23 protein-coding genes are annotated in these 18183 nt (G+C 28.7%); 15 read left to right on the top strand and 8 right to left on the bottom strand.

Translation table 11 applies throughout. The annotated features are described in order from the left end of the window. Window positions 1-13: 13 nt before the first annotated feature. Genes rplL through secE form a run of 6 tightly spaced genes read right to left on the bottom strand, consistent with a single transcriptional unit; the run spans window position 14 to window position 2857 of the window. Entirely contained in the window at window positions 14-391 is a 378-nt protein-coding gene (gene rplL / locus h2es_RS04770) for a 50S ribosomal protein L7/L12 (protein ID WP_154511869.1), read from the bottom strand. An 18-nt stretch (window positions 392-409) separates the two neighbouring features. Further along, entirely contained in the window at window positions 410-919 is a 510-nt protein-coding gene (gene rplJ, locus h2es_RS04765) for a 50S ribosomal protein L10 (protein ID WP_154511867.1), read from the bottom strand. 41 nt (window positions 920-960) lie between these two features. Continuing rightward, entirely contained in the window at window positions 961-1659 is a 699-nt protein-coding gene (rplA, locus tag h2es_RS04760; RefSeq protein WP_154511865.1) for a 50S ribosomal protein L1, read from the bottom strand. Between the two features lie 20 nt (window positions 1660-1679). Next, window positions 1680-2105 (bottom strand): 50S ribosomal protein L11, encoded by a 426-nt coding sequence (gene rplK / locus h2es_RS04755; RefSeq protein ID WP_326845004.1) that lies wholly within the window; start codon window positions 2103-2105, stop codon window positions 1680-1682. Window positions 2106-2122: 17 nt separating this feature from the next. Further along, the gene (gene nusG / locus h2es_RS04750; protein WP_154511863.1) at window positions 2123-2656 is read right to left on the bottom strand and encodes a transcription termination/antitermination protein NusG; all 534 of its coding nucleotides are present in this window, start codon (window positions 2654-2656) and stop codon (window positions 2123-2125) included. A gap of 3 nt (window positions 2657-2659) precedes the next feature. Beyond that, a complete protein-coding gene (gene secE, locus h2es_RS04745; RefSeq protein WP_195909978.1) occupies window positions 2660-2857 on the bottom strand; it encodes a preprotein translocase subunit SecE in 198 nt (65 codons plus the stop codon). Between the two features lie 164 nt (window positions 2858-3021). Here secE and h2es_RS04740 point away from each other — a divergent pair, with 164 nt between their 5' ends. After that, window positions 3022-3489 carry a hypothetical protein gene (locus h2es_RS04740; protein WP_154511859.1) on the top strand — a complete coding sequence of 156 codons (468 nt, stop codon included), beginning with the start codon at window positions 3022-3024 and terminating at the stop codon, window positions 3487-3489. Window positions 3490-3551: 62 nt separating this feature from the next. Then, window positions 3552-4073, top strand: a complete 522-nt coding sequence (locus h2es_RS04735; protein WP_154511857.1) for a DUF3576 domain-containing protein — start codon at window positions 3552-3554, stop codon at window positions 4071-4073. A gap of 79 nt (window positions 4074-4152) precedes the next feature. Here the strand turns inward: h2es_RS04735 and recR are convergent, their stop codons facing one another. Then, the gene (gene recR, locus h2es_RS04730; RefSeq protein WP_126044581.1) at window positions 4153-4743 is read right to left on the bottom strand and encodes a recombination mediator RecR; all 591 of its coding nucleotides are present in this window, start codon (window positions 4741-4743) and stop codon (window positions 4153-4155) included. An 11-nt stretch (window positions 4744-4754) separates the two neighbouring features. Then, the gene (locus tag h2es_RS04725; protein ID WP_154511855.1) at window positions 4755-5474 is read right to left on the bottom strand and encodes an SDR family oxidoreductase; all 720 of its coding nucleotides are present in this window, start codon (window positions 5472-5474) and stop codon (window positions 4755-4757) included. A gap of 83 nt (window positions 5475-5557) precedes the next feature. Between h2es_RS04725 and h2es_RS04720 the strand changes: the two genes are divergently transcribed. The 13 genes from h2es_RS04720 to rpmA all read left to right on the top strand — a co-directional run bounded on the left by h2es_RS04720 (window position 5558) and on the right by rpmA (window position 18177). After that, window positions 5558-7261, top strand: a complete 1704-nt coding sequence (locus tag h2es_RS04720; RefSeq protein ID WP_154511853.1) for a cation:proton antiporter domain-containing protein — start codon at window positions 5558-5560, stop codon at window positions 7259-7261. 20 nt (window positions 7262-7281) lie between these two features. Further along, window positions 7282-8445, top strand: a complete 1164-nt coding sequence (gene nhaA, locus h2es_RS04715) for a Na+/H+ antiporter NhaA (protein ID WP_154511851.1) — start codon at window positions 7282-7284, stop codon at window positions 8443-8445. 13 nt (window positions 8446-8458) lie between these two features. Next, the gene (locus h2es_RS04710) at window positions 8459-9700 is read left to right on the top strand and encodes a lipoprotein-releasing ABC transporter permease subunit (protein ID WP_154511849.1); all 1242 of its coding nucleotides are present in this window, start codon (window positions 8459-8461) and stop codon (window positions 9698-9700) included. A 9-nt stretch (window positions 9701-9709) separates the two neighbouring features. Continuing rightward, a complete protein-coding gene (gene tyrS / locus h2es_RS04705) occupies window positions 9710-10948 on the top strand; it encodes a tyrosine--tRNA ligase (RefSeq protein ID WP_154511847.1) in 1239 nt (412 codons plus the stop codon). Window positions 10949-10998: 50 nt separating this feature from the next. After that, the gene (locus h2es_RS04700) at window positions 10999-11541 is read left to right on the top strand and encodes an outer membrane lipoprotein (RefSeq protein ID WP_154511845.1); all 543 of its coding nucleotides are present in this window, start codon (window positions 10999-11001) and stop codon (window positions 11539-11541) included. A gap of 16 nt (window positions 11542-11557) precedes the next feature. Further along, complete coding sequence (locus h2es_RS04695) at window positions 11558-12304, top strand: hypothetical protein (RefSeq protein ID WP_154511843.1); 747 nt, start codon at window positions 11558-11560, stop codon at window positions 12302-12304. A gap of 391 nt (window positions 12305-12695) precedes the next feature. Next, window positions 12696-13244, top strand: a complete 549-nt coding sequence (gene atpH / locus h2es_RS04690; protein ID WP_154511841.1) for an ATP synthase F1 subunit delta — start codon at window positions 12696-12698, stop codon at window positions 13242-13244. 21 nt (window positions 13245-13265) lie between these two features. Further along, the gene (gene atpA / locus h2es_RS04685; RefSeq protein WP_154511839.1) at window positions 13266-14789 is read left to right on the top strand and encodes a F0F1 ATP synthase subunit alpha; all 1524 of its coding nucleotides are present in this window, start codon (window positions 13266-13268) and stop codon (window positions 14787-14789) included. Between the two features lie 2 nt (window positions 14790-14791). Further along, the gene (gene atpG, locus h2es_RS04680) at window positions 14792-15673 is read left to right on the top strand and encodes an ATP synthase F1 subunit gamma (RefSeq protein WP_154511837.1); all 882 of its coding nucleotides are present in this window, start codon (window positions 14792-14794) and stop codon (window positions 15671-15673) included. 21 nt (window positions 15674-15694) lie between these two features. Further along, entirely contained in the window at window positions 15695-17113 is a 1419-nt protein-coding gene (gene atpD / locus h2es_RS04675) for a F0F1 ATP synthase subunit beta (protein WP_326845010.1), read from the top strand. Between the two features lie 6 nt (window positions 17114-17119). Continuing rightward, a complete protein-coding gene (locus h2es_RS04670) occupies window positions 17120-17500 on the top strand; it encodes a hypothetical protein (RefSeq protein WP_126045011.1) in 381 nt (126 codons plus the stop codon). 103 nt (window positions 17501-17603) lie between these two features. Continuing rightward, window positions 17604-17927, top strand: a complete 324-nt coding sequence (gene rplU, locus h2es_RS04665) for a 50S ribosomal protein L21 (RefSeq protein ID WP_126045010.1) — start codon at window positions 17604-17606, stop codon at window positions 17925-17927. Between the two features lies 1 nt (window position 17928). Further along, entirely contained in the window at window positions 17929-18177 is a 249-nt protein-coding gene (gene rpmA, locus h2es_RS04660; protein ID WP_154511835.1) for a 50S ribosomal protein L27, read from the top strand. Window positions 18178-18183 lie beyond the last annotated feature (6 nt).

The raw sequence follows: 18183 nt of genomic DNA, 5'->3' as shown, positions 1-18183 counted from the left end.
TAAAATATATTATTCACTTTAAACTTACTTTAGCTCCAGCAGCTTCTAATTTAGTCTTAATTTCTTCAGCTTCGCTTTTTGGGACGGCATTTTTAACTGGCTTAGGAGCGGATTCAACAAGCTCTTTTGCTTCTTTTAAACCAAGTCCTGTTATAGATTTTACTTCTTTAATAACATTTATTTTTTTATCACCAGCAGCTTCTAACACTATATCATATTCTGATTTTTCTTCAGCTCCACTAGCTGCATCTGCTCCTTGTGGTGCAGCAACTACTGTGGCAGCTGCTGATGCAGTTACCCCCCAAGTTTCTTCAAGTTTTTTAGCAAGGTCTGCTGCCTCCATTACAGATAATTTAGATAATTGATCAACTATTTTATCAAGTTCAGCCATTTTAATCTCCTATATAATTTATTGTTTTTCAGCATAAGCTTTTATAACTCTAGCTAATTTTGCACCAGGTTCATTAAGAACCCTTACAACTTTACTTGCTGCAGCATTAACTAAACCTATAATCTTAGCCCTAATTTCTTCTTGAGTAAGCATCTTAGATAATGCTATAACCTCTTCTTTATTGAGGGTTTTATCTAATATTGCCCCACTTACTACATCTATCTTATCATTTTGTTCGCAAAACTTTATAAGTAGTTTAGATGCAGATACTGGATCATCCGAATAAGCAACAGCTATTGGCCCAGTAAAATGCTCATGAATACTTGAAAATTTTGTATCTTTCAAGGCAATTTTAGCTAAGCTATTTTTTGCAACCATAAACTTAGAATCAATTTTTTTAAATTGAGATCTTATAGATTTTGAATCTAATACAGATAATCCTGAATTTTTAATTAAAAAAATTGCTTCATAGTTGTTAAATAACTTAGAATAATTTGTAACCAATTTTTCTTTACTAGCTTTATCCACTTTATATATTTAAAATGTTATTACTTACATGGCAGGTCATGCTAAACTACAAAAGATTTTAAGTCAAGCTTTAATGATGGCCCATGTGTGCAAGATAAAAATATTTCTTTCATAAATATACCTTTTGATTTTGGGGGTTTAGCTGCCAAGATTGCATTATATAACTTTATTATATTTTCTTTTGTCTTTTTTTTATCAAATCCAAGTTTTGCAACACCTGAATGTATTATTCCATTTTTATCGATCCTAAACTCGATTTGTCCTTTTTTAATATTTTTTACAGCTGATACTACATCGTCTGATACTGTGCCTAATTTAGGATTGGGCATAAGTCCTTTTGGTCCAAGTAATTTTCCTATTTTACTTATTTTAGGCATCATTGCTGGAGTTGCAACACATGCTTCAAAATCTAAAAAACCACCCTTGATTTTTTCAATTAAATTATCACCACCTACTTCTTCTGCACCAGAATCTTTACCTTCGTCAATTCTAGAGTCTTCGATTATTAAAGCTACTTTTTTTTCCTTACCTAGACCATTTGGCATAGCAACAGCGCCTCTTACCATTTGGTCAGATTGCTTGGCGTCTATACCTAATTTTAATATAAATTCTATAGTTTCATCAAATTTAACGCTGTATTTACTGGAATATTCATTTATAAAAAACGATATTGCATCATCTAGGTTATATAATTTGTTTTTGTCTATAGCTTTTTTAGCATTTTCAATTCTTTTTCCCATATTAATTGTTTACTTAAATTTTAATCGATAATATTGATTCCCATGGAGCGAGCTGTACCTTCAACAATTTTTGCTGCTGATCCTAACTCATCTAATCCCATGTCTTTAAATTTTATTTCAGCAATTTTTAATACATCATCTTTTTTTAAATTGCCTGCACTTTCACGTCCAGGAGTAGAAGATCCTTTTTGTAAATTTGCATATTTTTTTATTAAGTTTGAAACAGGGGGGGCTTTAACTACAAAAGTGAAGCTCCTATCTGCATATGCAGTAATAATTACTGGTAATTTCATGTTAGGATCTTCTTTTTTTGTCCTATCATTGAATTGCTTACAGAAATCAGCGATATTTAAACCTTTTTGACCTAAAGCTGGTCCAATGGGTGGAGCTGGATTAGCTTTTCCAGCTAATATTTGTAATTTAATTTCACCAATAACTTTTTTCACTTTTTTTACCTTAAATTTTATGAATTTTTTTCCACTTGGTCGAAATGTAGATCTACAGGAGTCTCTCTTCCAAAGATAGAAACTAACACTTTTAAACGTTGTTTTTCATCCTCCACTTCCTCAACAAGTCCATTAAATGTTTCAAAGACTCCATTGATTATTTTTACATTTTCACCTATTTCAAATGTCTTTTTCATCTCTTTTACAACTTTGCCATCTTCTGCTTGTTTTAAAACTCTATTTACCTCAAATTCAGGTATAGGTGAAGGAGTGTTGCTACCTCCTAAAAGTTTTCCAACATATTGCGTATTTTTTACTATATTCCATGTGAGGTCATTTAAGTCCATATTGACCATTATGTATCCAGGGAAAATTCTTTTTTCTGCATTAACCTTTTTTCCTTTTTTTAATTCAACTGTATTTTCTATAGGAACTACAAAATCCTTAAAAGCATCAATTACATGCTTTTTAATAGCGTTTTCTTTTATTAAAGAAATAACCTTTTTTTCGTAACCAGATAAAACGTTAATTATGTACCATTTAGCAGTCAATATTTATCCTCCTAATGTTAATACATAATTGATAGTTTTATATATAGCTCCATCTATCATCAAGAAAAATAACGATGAAATTATAACAGCAAAGAATACTAACAATGAAGATGTTACAGTATCTTTTAAATTGGGCCAAGAAACTTTGTGGCCTTCAAATCTTATTTCATTAATAAAGTTAATTAACTTACTAATTTTCACTTGATTCAGTTTAAAATAAATTATGGATGATAATCATAACTAAGTTACTTTTAAAGTCAAGCCCAAAAAGTATTATTTTTAGTACTAATTAGTAGCTTATCTTCCAGTATTTAAGTATTTAATATATAAATTATTGTAAAGATTAATATGTTTTGTATAAAATTATGTGGAGAAAAAGAGGTAGACCTAAAAAAATGCATATTGATATAAATAAAAACTCATATACCTTTCATGAAAAGAAAGTATGTGATATGGAGGTTTTAGATAAGTGTCTTAATAAAAATATTATTGATGCTTTTCAACATAGTAGTGGAATTAAATTAAGATGGTTTTATACTATTATCTTTGGAGCACCTACTATACAGCCTAAAAATATGGCATTACAGTTTTATAGATCAAAAAATTATAATGAAAAATTTTTGCAATTTATAGGAAGAAGATATTACGATGTATTAAGAGACTTAAAAGAAATTTATGCGCAAAAAATAGTTTTAAGTATTTGTGTGTTTAATGAATTTCCTAAATTTCTTCGAGAAAATCAAAGTAATAATCATTACAATCAACAGGAGAAATTTATACAAGGGATGACTTTATTAAGTAAAAAGTTTGAGGGAAAAAATATAATGCTTTAACCTATAAGAATTGACATTTTAAGTTAAAGTAACTAACTTACAAAAAAAATATAAAAAATCTAATGATTATTAAAAATTTTAGAACAGTTAGTTATTTAATTTTAATTGCATTACTGTCTGCATGTTCAAAAGTTGATATAAAAAGAGAATTTCCTAAAACACGACAACAAAAAGAAGAAGATAGGATTGGGAAGTTGACTGGAGATGGACTGGTTTTTGGAAAAGGTGCCAGTGATAGTTCTTCATTAGCAAGTTATGCTAATGTTAATGCATATTTATGGAGAGCGTCACTTGATCAGGTGGATTTTATGCCTTTGAACTCAGCTGATTCCGCTGGAGGAGTAATTGTTACTGATTGGTATAGTATAAATGATAGTTCAGAGGAAAGATATAAGGTTAATATTTATATCTTAGGTAAAGACTTGTCAGCAAATTCTATTAAAGTGAATGTTTACAAGCAAAATTTAGGAAAAAATTTAATTTGGAATAATCAACGTTCTGATGATAATATGGCTGAAATAATAAAGAATAAAATAATTGATAGGGCTAGAAAATTAAAAGTAACAGGATTGATAAAAAATTAAAATTGCAAAATAACATTGTTTCTATGTATGATGATAAAGTAATAACTTAATAGTTATATATACTTTATTGTTAATTACATTAAAATTTTTGTCTTAATTTTAAAGCTAATGATAAGGTTCCTTGATCAATGTAATCTAATTCAGTGCCAATTGGTATTCCGTTAGCTAATCTTGATATTTTTAACTCCAATTTTTCTAATAATTGTGCAATATAATGTGCTGTAGTTTGTCCCTCAAGAGTTGAATTTGTGGCTATTATTACTTCTTTAATAGGTGAGTCTTTTACTCTACTTAATAAGTTATGAAGATTTAATTTGTCAGGAGTATTACCATCAATTGCAGAAAGAGCACCTCCTAATACATGATAAATGCCTTGATAAGTTTTGCTTTTTTCAATAGCCCATAAATCAGCAATGTTCTCTACTATGCACAAGGTGGTTTTGTCTCTTTTTTCATTTATGCATATTTGACAAGGGTTAGAAATATCAATATTAAAACACATACTGCAAATTTTTATTTCATCATATACCATTTCGAATAATTGAGATAATTTTGATAAATTGCTTTTATTTTGAATTAAATATAAGGCTATTCTTTTAGCGGATTTTGGTCCTAGACCAGGAAATTTTGAAAATGTTTTTATTAATTGTTCTAAAGAAGTTATTTTCATAATCAGTTGTTTCACGGATAATTAACATTATCTAGATGTGACCCTCCATCTAAAGATATGATCTGTCCAGTTATAGATCTATTTTTTAATATAAAATCAATTGTATTGCAAATTTCATCAATAGTGCCACTGTAACCAAGTGGATTGTTGTAAAATGATTTTTTAAAGTTCTTTTCAGATTGATTATCGTTTTTTAATATTTGACCTAGAGATATGCCGTTTATGCGCGCATTAGGGGCGTAGAGTTTGGCAGATAATCTTGTATAATTTGCAAATGACTTTTTGCTAAAATAGTATGAAGAGAAATTTTTAGGCAATTTATAAATAATGCTATCTAATATGTTGATTATATTGATTTGACCCTCATAAGTGCTGTGGTCTAAGATTTTCTTAGTAATTAATGTAGGAGTTATAAAATTTGTATTTAAGTTATTTATTAAATTGTCTTTGGTTATATTTTTCAAAGAATCATTGTTAAAAATTGAAGCATTATTTACAATTAATCCTATAGGTAATTTTTGTATAGTAGGATCTAGATTTTCGTTTTTACTGAAATCTGCTTGATACAGCAAGCATTCTTTGTTTAAGCCGAATATTATTTTATGTAAATTTTGAGCCTCATTTGTAGATTTATTATAGTGAATAATTATATCCCAACCTTCTTTAGCTAAAAAAATGGCAATATTTCTTCCAATTCTTTTTGCTGATCCAGTAATTAGTGCGTAAGACAATTGCTTAATTATTAAGTTAATGTTATTTTATAAGTTGTACACATCGTACAGTAAATTTTAAATTTAATTATATCCTAATTGCAATGAATGAACTAGAATTTTTACCTGATATTTTAATTTTGCTTTCTTCGTCAATTTTAGTTGTGATTATTTTGCACAAGCTAAAAACAAGTCCGGTGCTTGGATATTTAATAGCTGGAGCGATAATCAATGCATATGGTTTGGTAAAAAGTCCTGAATACGCACATTCTTTAGCTGAATTTGGTATAATATTCTTGTTGTTTATAATTGGTCTTGAATTGTCATTTGATAGGTTGATAAAAATGAGACTGCATGTATTTGGTTTTGGTGGGTTACAAGTTTTAATTACTTCTTCAGTTATTGCTTTTGTACTTTATTATTATTTTAATTTTTCTACATCAATATCAGTTGTTGTTGGGGCTGCACTTGCGTTATCTTCAACTGCAATAGTTCTTCAGGTGATATCAGAATCAGGTAGACAATCTAGTCAAGTTGGAAGATTGTCACTTTCAATGTTGCTAATGCAAGATCTGGCAGTTGTTCCACTCTTAGCAGTTACGCCATTGTTAGCTGATAAAGCCGAAAATATGATGCAGGTTATTGGAATAAAAAGTTTAACTGCATTGGGAGCAATTATAATAATTACTATATTTGGCAGGTTATTTTTGAGGCCATTTTTCTCATTGGTTGCATCAGTTAAAACAGATGAGGTTTATGTTACTACAGCTTTATTAATTGTCCTTGGTGCTGCATGGATAACAAATTATCTAGGTTTATCTTTTGCTATGGGTGCGTTTATTGCTGGGATTTTAATTGCTGAAACAGAATATAGGAATAAAATAGAAGATAGTATACATCCGTTTCAAGGTCTTTTTTTAGGATTATTTTTTTTGAGTATTGGGATGACCATAGATATAGAATTTATAAAGGAAAAATTTAAAGGTGTAATATTTGCGGCTTTTGCATTGATTTTTATAAAAGCAAGCATAATATTATTTCTTTGTAAAATATTTAGATTGAGATGGGGAGCAACTGTACATTCAGCTTTGCTTTTATCTCAAGGTAGTGAATTTGCATTTATATTATTTAATTTAGCTGCAAGTAAAGGTATTATTGACTCTAAATCTTCAGAATTTATGTTAATGGCAGTTGCAGTTTCTATGGGTATCACTCCATTACTTTCTATGATTGGGTCAAAAATAGAAGATAGACTAGATTCCAAAGAAGAACTTGATAGTAATCAAGAATTTAAAGGTATAAGCGATTTAAATGAACATGTTATAATAGCAGGATTTGGAAGGGTAGGGAGGATAGTAGCTTATATGTTAAGCAAAGAGCAAATGAATTATGTTGCAGTTGAAAGTAATGCTAGAATTGTAAAAAAAGCTAGACAGCAGGGATTTCCAGTTTTTCAAGGTGAGATAAGTGATAATAATACTCTTCGAGCATTGGGTGCAAAAAGAGCTAAGGCAATAATTTTAACAATGAGTGAGAGGGTGACGCTTAGAAAAACTACTAAAAGAGTTACTATAAACTATAAAAATGTTAGAATAATTTCGAGAGCAGGTGATTATAAACATAGTAAGGATTTAAGAAAATTAGGAGCTGAAAGTGCAATTCCTGAGAGAATCGAAGTTGGGTTGCAGTTAGGTGGTATAGCTTTAGAGAATTTGGATTCTGTAAAACATAATATTCTTTCTATCAAAGAAGAAATTAGAAAAAATAATTATTCAAAAATTGAAGAAAATGAGTTATTTAAATGCTAAATTATAATTAGGTGCTTTAAGTGATACATCAAAGATTAGTAAATTTTGCATTGTTATTTCATCAAGCTGTTCACAAAGGGCTTCTTCTTTTTAGTAGTACAGTTTTAGCTATAGTTATTGCTAATTCACAATTTTATGATTTATATCATCATTTTATTGAGCAAAATTTAGAAATATCATTAGGGCAAAATTCATTTTCATTATCTGTGCATGCATGGGTTAATGAATTTTTAATGGCAATCTTTTTTCTTGTAGTTGGTATGGAGATAAAGCGTGAAATGATAGATGGTCATTTAAAAAGCAGATCTCAAAGAATTTTGCCAATAGTTGCTGCCTGTTTTGGTGTAATATTCCCTGTGTTAATCTATATTGCTTTAAATTATCAAGATGATATTGCTATGCAAGCTTGGGCAATTCCTGCTGCAACAGATATTGCATTTGCTCTTGGTGTTTTTGCAGTTTTTGGTAGAAGATTGCCTTTAACTTTAAGAGTTTTTTTAACAGCTCTTGCTATTATTGATGACTTGATTGCTGTTATTATTATTGCGTTATTTTATAGTGGTACATTATATTTGAATTATTTTTTACCAATAGGACTTTGTTTATTGATATTATACTTGCTAAATAAATCTAAAATTTCTGCTTTAGGACCTTATTTGATTGTTGGTTTGTTTATGTGGTATTTTTTCTTGAAATCAGGCATTCACTCTACTATTTCAGGTGTGATTTTAGGTATTTTTATTCCATTAAAGTTATCTGAAAATAATTTCCCTCTAAAAAGATTAGAGAAAATACTAGCTCCATATGTTGAGTATATGGTGTTGCCATTATTTGCATTTTCAAATAGTGGAATTTGTTTTAAATCAATTAACTTTGATTCTTTATTGCATCCAGTTGTAATTGGAATAACTTGTGGATTGGTTATTGGTAAAACAATAGGAATTTCTTTTGCTGTACATATTTTAAAGGCTTTGAAAATAATTAATTTGCCAGAGAACGTGGAGATGAGGCATTATTATTATATTTCAATACTCTGTGGTATTGGTTTTACAATGAGTTTATTTATAGGATTAATAGCATTTGAACATAATGCCACTTATTTAGAACTTGCAAAAATAGGCATAATACTTGGATCATTAATTTCTACGTTTTTTGCAATAATATTAATGAAAATTTTTAAATGATTGTTTAGAATGAATGATTAAAAGTTTTGAATGGAAAATTGCTAAGAGATATGTGGGATATAATAATCATTTTATTTCCTTGGTAAGTTATTTAGCAACTATAGGCATTGCTTTAGGAGTTATGATATTGATAATAGTTATGTCTGTAATGAATGGTTATGAGGTAGAGTTGATAAAAAAGATTTTAGGAATTAATGGCCACATCTCTATAAGTGCGTATAATGGTAAAATAACTAATTATATTGATTATATTGATAAAATCAAAGCTAATCAGAATGTTAAATTTGTTGCTCCCGTAGTGACAGGCCAAGCATTAGCTGAAGGAAAAGATAATTCAACAGGAGTGTTAGTTAGAGGTATGGATTTTAAATCCTTGAAGCAAAAACCTATAATGAAAGATGCATTTATTTTTAAAAATAATCAAACAAAATTTGATACAGATGAGATTTATATAGGGAATGCTCTTGCAAAAAATTTAAGACTACATTTGGGGGACAAAGTTAGGTTAATAGTTCCTAAATTTGATGAAACAATATTGGGTACAATGCCTAAAATTAAAACTTTTTATGTAGCAGGAATATTTGATGTTGGAATGTATGAATATAATGCCAGTACAGTTTTTATGCCTATTAATACTGCTCAACTAATGTTTGATATTAAAAATTCAATCACTGAGATAGAGGTGATAGTGAATAATATAAAAAATATTGAGAAAGTAAAAGAAAGCATTTTAAAAAATATAGCAAATCCAAGTATTTTAATAACTGATTGGGGAGCGGCTAATCAATCTCTTATATCTGCACTTAGAGTTGAAAGAAATACAATGTTTTTAATCTTAATTTTTATCGTAATGATTGCTGCATTTAATATAATATCTGGCCTTACAATGTTAGTTAAAGAAAAATACAAGAGTATTGCTATTCTTAGAGCAATTGGAGTATCTAGGACATCAATAATAAAAATATTTGTTTTAGTTGGTTCTTTTTTAGGATTTATTGGAATTTTAACTGGTGCAATACTAGGTATGTTATTTGTTGTTAATATAGATAATATCAAAGAGATATTAGAGTCTTTGACTGGGGTAACATTATTTGATCCAATGATTTATTTTTTAACATCTTTGCCATCTGAACCAGATTTTAATGAAATTATTAGTATAGTTTTTACAGCTATGATAATATCTTTGCTTGCAACTATATATCCTGCTTGGAAAGCTGCAAATATGATGCCATCAGAGGCTTTAAGATATGAATGAGTTTTTACTATGAATAATTTTGTTAATGAATTACAAACTAGGGAATTTATATATCAATCTACAAATCTAGTTGATCTAAAGAAGAGTATTGAATCTAATAAAATCAAAGCTTATATAGGATTTGATTGTACAGCTAAGTCACTTCATGTTGGAAGTTTAATACAGATAATGATGTTGAGGTGGTTGCAAAAATTTGGCCATCAACCAATCATTTTACTTGGAGGTGGTACTACTAAAATTGGAGACCCTTCAGGGAAAGATGAAACAAGACAGGTGTTGAATTTTAATGATATAGAAGAAAATAAAAATTCAATAAAAGAGGTTTTTGCTAAATTTTTAAATTTTGATTCTGATAACAAAGCTATCGTCTTAGATAATGATGAGTGGTTAAAAGATATAAATTATATTGATTTCTTAAGAGATTTTGGAAAGTACTTTTCAATTAACAGAATGATAAATTTTGAAAGTGTTAAACTTAGATTGGACAGAGAACAGTCGCTTAGTTTTTTAGAGTTTAACTACATGCTTCTTCAGGCTTTTGATTTTTATCATTTGTATAATAAAGAGAAATGTGTTTTACAAATGGGCGGATCTGATCAATGGGGAAATATTGTCAATGGTGTTGAATTAATTAGAAAGAAATTAGGAAAAGAAGTTTTTGGATTAACTTCACCTCTTTTAACTACAAGCAGTGGTGCTAAAATGGGAAAAACAGCAAATGGTGCTGTTTGGCTAAATGAAGAGCTGCTTTCACCTTATGAATATTGGCAATTTTGGAGAAATACTGAGGATGCTGATGTAGTTAAATTTTTGAAATTATTTACAGAATTACCTTTAGAATATATTGATGAATTATCAAAATTATCTGGAAAGAAAATAAATGATGCTAAAATCATCTTAGCAGATGAAGCTACAAAGTTATGTCATGGAATTAAAGCTGCAAATGCTGCAAAAACTACATCTAAACAAACATTTGAGGCTAATAATGTAGATGATAATTTGCCAAAATATGAAATTTCATCTATTGAAATAGAATCAAGAATGTCTCTTTTTAAATTACTAGTATCTAGTGGTTTAGCTGAATCGAATAGTGCTGCAAGGAAACTCATACAGGGAAATGGTGTTAGGGTAAATAATAATGTGGTAAATGATATAAATTATATAATCAAAATTAAGGATTTTAATAATAGTAATCTAAAATTATCAGTTGGGAAGAAAAAACATATGCTAATTAAATTAACAACTTGACTTATTAAAAAAAAAAAATTACTAATGAAAAAAATAATAACTTTGTTTATATGAGTAAAAATTTATTTCCAAAATTTTTTTTATGTCTTTTTGTTTTATCTTTTTTAGCAGGTTGTGCTAGAGATTTATCAAATAGTATGTATGTAAGTGATTCTACAACAAACTTTACTTTGGAAGGAAAAATTATCTCTGTTCGTCCTGTCACAATAAGAGATTCAGATAGATTGCAGGGTAACACAACTAGATTGGCTACAGGTGCATTAGTAGGTGGAGTTGCTGGTAGTAATGTTGGTGGTGGTTCTGGAAGAGTAGCTGGTGCTGTAGGTGGCGCTGTTTTAGGTGGATTAGTTGGTGCTGCAATGCAAGATTCACTTAGTACAAGTAAGGGATTAGAATATACTGTTAAAGTTGATATTTCTAATATTAAAGATACATATTATGAAGGAAATGCAGCACTTAGAAATGTTATTGCTGCTGCAAGGATTAATGGATTGTTGACAATTGTACAATCTGAAAAAGACCCACTTCACAAAGGGCAAAAAGTTTTTGTAGTTTTCTCTGATAATCGTACGAGAGTAATTCCTGCACAATAATTCATTAAGATAACATATGTCATTAAAAAATAAGTTAATATATTTATTTATTTTTATATTAGTTGGATGTGCGCCTATTACAATTAGGCAAGCACCTAACTATAAAACTGTATTAGCTAATTATAAAACAATGGTGTTGTTGCCAGTTGAAGTAGAAATGAAATCTATAGATGCTTCAGGTAAGGAAAAAAGATTTTATGATTATGAGTATCATTTAGAAACTTTAGTTAAAAATAATGTTATTCCTGAAATGAGATCTAGAGGTTTTGATGTTTCATTTTTAAGTAGGAAAGATGCGCACGATAAAGGAATTTATAATGAAGTTTTGCAATTAAGAAGAAAATATAATGATGAAATGAAAATACTTCATGACCCTAAGTTTAATGAAAAAGATGCCTCTTCTGTCAATATAAATTTAGGAAAATATGCAACAGATGTTGGTAAAATCATTGATGCTGATGTCATAGCTATAGTTGATTTTTCTGGATATGCTAGGACTAGTGGATCTGTTGCCTTAAGCTTTGTTACGGGAATGGTAACTGGAGTTTATTCAGGTGGTCCTTCTGCTGCATCAAATATGCTAATTGGTATTATTGATGCAAAAAATGGTAAATTATTATGGTCTAATACTGCCTTAGAAGCTGATGGATTGTTCACTTCTAGCAGCAGCAATAAGGCTAAGCAAGACAAGATAGATAACAAAAATATTAATACACTTTTGAAAAAAGTACTTAAGCCATTTTGTTATAAATGTGAAAAATAATAATATTTTGCTAATTCATTAAATAGATATTTTATATACAATTTGATATGAGTATTTGCTATTAATAACACAAATTCTAAATAAGGAATTAGAAATTTATGCTTAATATTATAATCATTAGCCACAATAGTGGAGTGTAAATCCAATTATATTGCCTAAGTTTTACAAATGTACTTCTGATTGCTGTGCTATGGTTGTAACCCTTTTTTGCAATGATTATACTGCTAACCTAAACTGTACTTAAGTGTTGATATATTATTTTTATCAATATTTATTTAACCTTGAAAAATTGCCTGTTAACTTAATTTTATATTTACAATTTTTAAATATATGTATAAAAATATTTTATAATAAGAATGTAAAAGTAATATTTTAGAGGCTTAAATATTTTATGATTACAGATGGAATTATTGTTAAAAAGTATGCTTTAGCATTATTCAATAGTACAGAGCAGTTAAGTATTACAAATAATGTTTTTGCAGAACTTAATAATTTAAATTCTAAGATCAAGCAGAATAAATCGGTGCAAAAATTATTATTTAATAAATATGTTCCTAAAAAGGTTAAATCTGTGTTTTTTAATACTATACTCAATGAAATTAAAGTTTCTGATTTATTGAAGAATTTTATAGTGATTTTAATACAAAGGAAAAGATTATATCTTTTAAGTAAAATTGAAAAATGCTTAAAAGACATGATTGATAATCATAATGGTATAATCAAATTAAAAATAAAATTAGCAAACGAACTAGATCAAGATAGTGCTGATAAAATTAAAGAAAAATTATATAAATGTTTAGGATATAAGAAAATTAAATTTGATTTTATTTATGATAAAAGTATATTAGGTGGGATGCTTATTGAAAAAGGCTCACAAATGTTAGATTTATCTCTTTTAGCAAAGTTAAAAAAGATAGAATCAATAGTAAAAAAAATATAAACAAACATGCTAGGATAATATATGAAGGCTTCAGAAATAGTTAGTGTTTTAAAAGATGAGATTTCAAATTTAGATAAAAAAATTGATTTTGAAGAAGTTGGACAAGTTGTTAAAGTTTTTGATGGAATAGCAATTGCTTTTGGATTAGATAATGTTGAGTTTAATGAGATTGTAAAATTTAATAATGATATACAAGGTATAGTTTTTAATATTGAAGACGATAACGTTGGTATAGTTATACTTGGAGATGATAAAGATATAAAGGAAGGTGAAATAGTAAAAAGGACTAAAGAATTTTTTAGAGTTCCAACAGGAAAAAATTTACTGGGTAGAGTAGTTGATGCTTTTGGGAATCCACTAGATAACAAAGGTGAGATAAAAGATGTAGTTTATAAAAAAGTTGATGTTAAAGCTCCTGGTATTATTGCTAGAAAATCAGTTCATGAGCCGGTACAAACAGGTATAAAAGCAATAGATAGCTTAATTCCAATTGGAAGGGGCCAGCGTGAGCTTATTATTGGAGATCGGCAAGTTGGTAAGACAGCTATAGCTATAGATACCATTTTAAACCAAAAAGAAATTAATAAGTCTGATAATGAAAGTGAAAAATTATATTGTATTTATGTAGCAGTTGGCCAAAAAAAATCTTCTATAGCTAAAATTGTTAAAAAACTAGAAGAAACTGGAGCTTTAGAATACTCTATAGTTGTCGTTGCTTCTGCATCAGACCCAACCCCATTGCAATTTTATGCTCCATATGTGGGATGTACAATGGGAGAGTTTTTTAGAGATAATGGCATGCATTCGCTTGTTATATATGATGATTTAAGTAAACATGCTATTGCATATCGTCAAATGTCGCTTTTATTAAGAAGGCCTCCTGGTAGAGAAGCATATCCAGGTGATATTTTTTATGTTCATTCAAGACTTTTAGAAAGAGCGGCTAAACTTTCTGATGACATGGGATCTGGATCTTTAACAGCATTGCCAATAATAGAAACGCAAGCAGGAGATGTTTCTGCATATATACCTACAAATGTAATATCAATTACTGATGGTCAAATTTTTCTTGAGACAGAGTTGTTTTATAAGGGAATTAAACCAGCTATCAATGTAGGGCTTTCAGTAAGTCGAATAGGTTCCTCTGCGCAGATCAATGCAATGAAAAAAGTTGCTGGTACAATGAAGCTTGATTTGGCTCAATATAGAGAGATGCAAGCTTTCTCTCAATTTTCATCTGATCTAGATATTGCAACAAAAAGTTTACTTGAAAGAGGAGATAAATTAACAGAGTTATTAAAGCAGTCATTATATGCTCCTATGCAAGTAGAGGAACAAGTTATTTCTATTTTTGCGGCTGTTAAAGGATTTTTAAAAGAAATTAAAGTAGATAATATAAGTGATTTTGAAAAAAAATTACTCTTTCAAATTAAAGAAGATAAAAGTGAATTATTAGATAAAATTAGAAAGGAGAAGAAATTTACTGAAGATATTAATAAAGAGCTTACAGAATATTTAAATAAATTTGTAGAGTTATATTCCTAAAAATGCCATCATTAAAACACATAAAAAATAGAATAAAAGGAGTAACTTCTACAAAAAAAATTACTCAAGCTATGAAAATTGTTTCAGCATCGAGTTTAAAAAATGCTGAAGATAATATTATTAATTCAAGAGAGCATTTGCATGTAATAGAGAAAATTTTAGTTAGTGCTTATTACAAAGATAAAGAACTATTTAATGATGTTATACAAAATTATAATAATGACTCAGTAACAGATACATTATTAGTTACATTTAGTTCTGATAAAGGGTTATGTGGTGCATTTAATTCTAGAGTAATTAACAAAGTTATATCAGAGATTAATAAAGGTATAAAAATATTATGTGTTGGTAATAAAATTTCTCAATACATGAGTGGGCATTTTGAAGAATATGTTGAATATTATATTCCTTTTTTTTGTACTAAAAGTAAGAAAGTTAATCTTAAACAATCAGCGAATCTTGTAAATAAAATTGAAAAATTATTTAATAATAGAAAATTTGGTAAATGTAAGGTTATTTATACTAGATTTAGCTCAGTAATGAATCAGAATATTGAAGTAATAAATTTATTGCCTATTAATATTTGTGAAATAGAGAAAAAATTAAATATTACAAATTCATATAATCAAGATTTTGAGTTTGATGGAGATTTAGGATCTATATTAGATAAATTGCTGAGTAAGTATTTAAATGCTGTAATTTTTAATATATATTGTCACAGTTTAGCTTGTGAGCATTCAGCAAGAATGCTTGCAATGGAGAATGCTACACAAAATTCAAAAAAAATGCTTAAGGATCTTAATTTACTTTATAATAGAAGTAGACAAGCGATAATCACAAAAGAATTAATAGAAATTATTTCTGGAGCAGAGGCAACGAAATGAATATAACAAATTTGCATGGTAATAAATATGAATAAAGGAAAAATATTACAAATTTTTGGTGCTGTAGTTGATATTAAATTTGATAATGATATGCCTGAAATTTTAAGTGCTTTAAAATATAAAGATAAAAATAGGGAAATAATTTTTGAAGTTATACAGCATATAGGAGAAGGTGTGGTTAGGGCTATTGCAATGGATTTGACCGATGGGTTAAAAAGAGGAGATGAAGTTAGTGATATTGGAAGTCCAATTACAGTACCTGTAGGTAGAGAAACACTAGGTAGGATAATGGATGTTATTGGCAATCCGATAGACGAAAAAGGTGAAATTGGGAGTGAAAATTTTGCACCAATTCATAATAAATCTCCTCAGTTAGAATCTTTATCAACAGAAACAGAAATTTTAGTTACAGGAATAAAGGTTATTGATCTATTAGCTCCATATGTAAAAGGTGGTAAAATAGGGTTGTTTGGTGGAGCTGGTGTTGGAAAAACAGTTCTTATAATGGAATTAATTAATAATATTGCTAAAGCTCATGGAGGTTATTCAGTTTTTGCAGGAGTAGGAGAAAGAACGAGAGAAGGTAATGATTTATATCATGAAATGATAGATTCAAAGGTTATAGATGAAAAAAATATTTCAAATTCTAAAGTGAGTTTAGTATATGGACAAATGAATGAGCCTCCTGGCGCTAGAGCGAGAGTTGCTCTTACAGGTCTTACAATTGCCGAATACTTTAGAGATCAAGAGCAGCAAGATGTATTATTTTTTGTAGATAATATTTTTAGATTTACCCAAGCTGGTGCTGAAGTTTCTGCTTTGTTGGGCAGAATACCTTCAGCTGTAGGGTATCAATCTACACTTGCAACAGAGATGGCAAATTTGCAAGAAAGAATTACTTCAACAAAAACTGGTTCAATTACGTCAGTACAGGCGATTTATGTTCCTGCAGATGATTTAACAGACCCTGCTCCAGCTACTTCATTTGCTCATTTAGATGCTACAACTGTTCTAAGTAGGCAAATTGCTGAGCAAGGTATATATCCTGCTATAGATCCTTTAGATAGTACATCGCAGGCTTTATCTGCTGATATTATAGGAGAAAAACACTATAAAGTTGCAAGAGAAGTGCAAAAGACATTGCAAACTTATAAATCATTACAAGATATAATTGCAATTTTAGGTATGGATGAGCTTTCTGAAAGTGATAGATTAATTGTATCTAGAGCTAGAAAAATACAAAGATTTTTATCTCAACCGTTTCATGTTGCAGAAGTTTTTACCGGGTCACCTGGTAAATTTGTAGCTCTTCAAGATACTATAAAGGGTTTTAAAGATATAGTTGATGGAAAATATGATGATATTCCTGAAGCTGCATTCTATATGGTGGGAAGTATAGAAGAGGCGTTGGAAAAAGCAAAAAAAATTAGCTTAATTTAATAGCTTATGAATAAGAAAAAAATAAGTTTAAAAATTATAACACCTGAAGGTATTGTAAATGATACTCAAGAATTTAAAATATCTCTGCATGCTGAATTAGGTGATTTTGAGTTACTTCCTGATCATGAAAATTATATTAGTTTACTAAAAGAAGGGGTTGTATCAATTTACAAGAATGGAAGTTTTATACCATATTTTATTATTTCAAAATCATTTTTGAGATTTGATAATAGTTTAAATGCTTGTGAAATTGTTAGTGATTATGCAATTGATATTTTAGAGGTAGAAAAATTAGAGAACGATCATATAAATGAAATAATCTCAAACTCTCAATATGAAGATGAGAAGTCTTTTTATAAATTTATTTCTCAATACTTATTGCAATAATATCAATATTTCATAAAATTAAAGGCAGATTAAGCAGTAATTTTGATTGACTTTTAAGTTATATGAAGTTAAAAATATGACTTTAACTTAAGATCATTAATGAATGTTAGCTGTAATAGAAACAGGTGGTAAACAATACCACGTTAAGCCTGGTGATGTCATTAAAGTAGATAGCTTAGATGGCAAGCTTGGTGATAAAGTAAATTTTACTAATATCGTTGCTTTATATAACAATGATAAAGGAAATGAGATAAAAATTGGAGAACCATTTGTAAAATCTGCAAATGTTAAAGCAGAAATTTTAAAACAAGGTAAAGATAAGAAAATTATTGTCTTCAAGAAGAAAAGACGTCAAAACTATAGAAGAAAAAAAGGTCATAGACAAAATATCACAATCTTAAGAGTAACTAATATAGAGGAAAAATAATATGGCAACGAAAAAAGCTGGTGGTAGTTCGAAGAATGGTAGAGATTCTCATAGTAAGAGGCTAGGAGTTAAAAAATTTGGTGGTGAATCAGTAATTCCAGGAAATATAATAGTTCGCCAACGTGGTACAAAGTTTTATCCAGGGAATAATGTAGGGATAGGTAGAGACCACACTATTTTTGCTCTTATTGATGGTAAGGTTAATTTTTCATCTGGGAAAAAAAATAGAACATATATTTCAGTTATTTAAATTTAT

This window comes from Rickettsiales endosymbiont of Trichoplax sp. H2, from assembly GCF_009690945.1.
In the GTDB taxonomy this organism is placed as follows: Bacteria; Pseudomonadota; Alphaproteobacteria; order Rickettsiales; family Midichloriaceae; genus Aquirickettsia; species Aquirickettsia rohweri.
Note: the sequence above shows the minus strand (reverse complement) of the source record. Positions and strands in the feature narration are given on the sequence as shown.

Bases quoted from the DNA above. Each gene is read 5' to 3' on its own strand.
- h2es_RS04700 (WP_154511845.1), top strand. From the start codon at position 10,999: ATGAGTAAAAATTTATTTCCAAAATTTTTTTTATGTCTTTTTGTTTTA.
- recR (WP_126044581.1), bottom strand. From the start codon at position 4,743: ATGAAAATAACTTCTTTAGAACAATTAATAAAAACATTTTCAAAATTT.
- atpH (WP_154511841.1), top strand. From the start codon at position 12,696: ATGATTACAGATGGAATTATTGTTAAAAAGTATGCTTTAGCATTATTC.
- rplA (WP_154511865.1), bottom strand. From the start codon at position 1,659: ATGGGAAAAAGAATTGAAAATGCTAAAAAAGCTATAGACAAAAACAAA.
- rplU (WP_126045010.1), top strand. From the start codon at position 17,604: ATGTTAGCTGTAATAGAAACAGGTGGTAAACAATACCACGTTAAGCCT.
- h2es_RS04720 (WP_154511853.1), top strand. From the start codon at position 5,558: ATGAATGAACTAGAATTTTTACCTGATATTTTAATTTTGCTTTCTTCG.
- rpmA (WP_154511835.1), top strand. From the start codon at position 17,929: ATGGCAACGAAAAAAGCTGGTGGTAGTTCGAAGAATGGTAGAGATTCT.
- tyrS (WP_154511847.1), top strand. From the start codon at position 9,710: ATGAATAATTTTGTTAATGAATTACAAACTAGGGAATTTATATATCAA.
- h2es_RS04740 (WP_154511859.1), top strand. From the start codon at position 3,022: ATGTGGAGAAAAAGAGGTAGACCTAAAAAAATGCATATTGATATAAAT.
- rplL (WP_154511869.1), bottom strand. From the start codon at position 391: ATGGCTGAACTTGATAAAATAGTTGATCAATTATCTAAATTATCTGTA.
- atpA (WP_154511839.1), top strand. From the start codon at position 13,266: ATGAAGGCTTCAGAAATAGTTAGTGTTTTAAAAGATGAGATTTCAAAT.
- h2es_RS04695 (WP_154511843.1), top strand. From the start codon at position 11,558: ATGTCATTAAAAAATAAGTTAATATATTTATTTATTTTTATATTAGTT.
- h2es_RS04670 (WP_126045011.1), top strand. From the start codon at position 17,120: ATGAATAAGAAAAAAATAAGTTTAAAAATTATAACACCTGAAGGTATT.
- atpG (WP_154511837.1), top strand. From the start codon at position 14,792: ATGCCATCATTAAAACACATAAAAAATAGAATAAAAGGAGTAACTTCT.
- h2es_RS04710 (WP_154511849.1), top strand. From the start codon at position 8,459: ATGATTAAAAGTTTTGAATGGAAAATTGCTAAGAGATATGTGGGATAT.
- h2es_RS04735 (WP_154511857.1), top strand. From the start codon at position 3,552: ATGATTATTAAAAATTTTAGAACAGTTAGTTATTTAATTTTAATTGCA.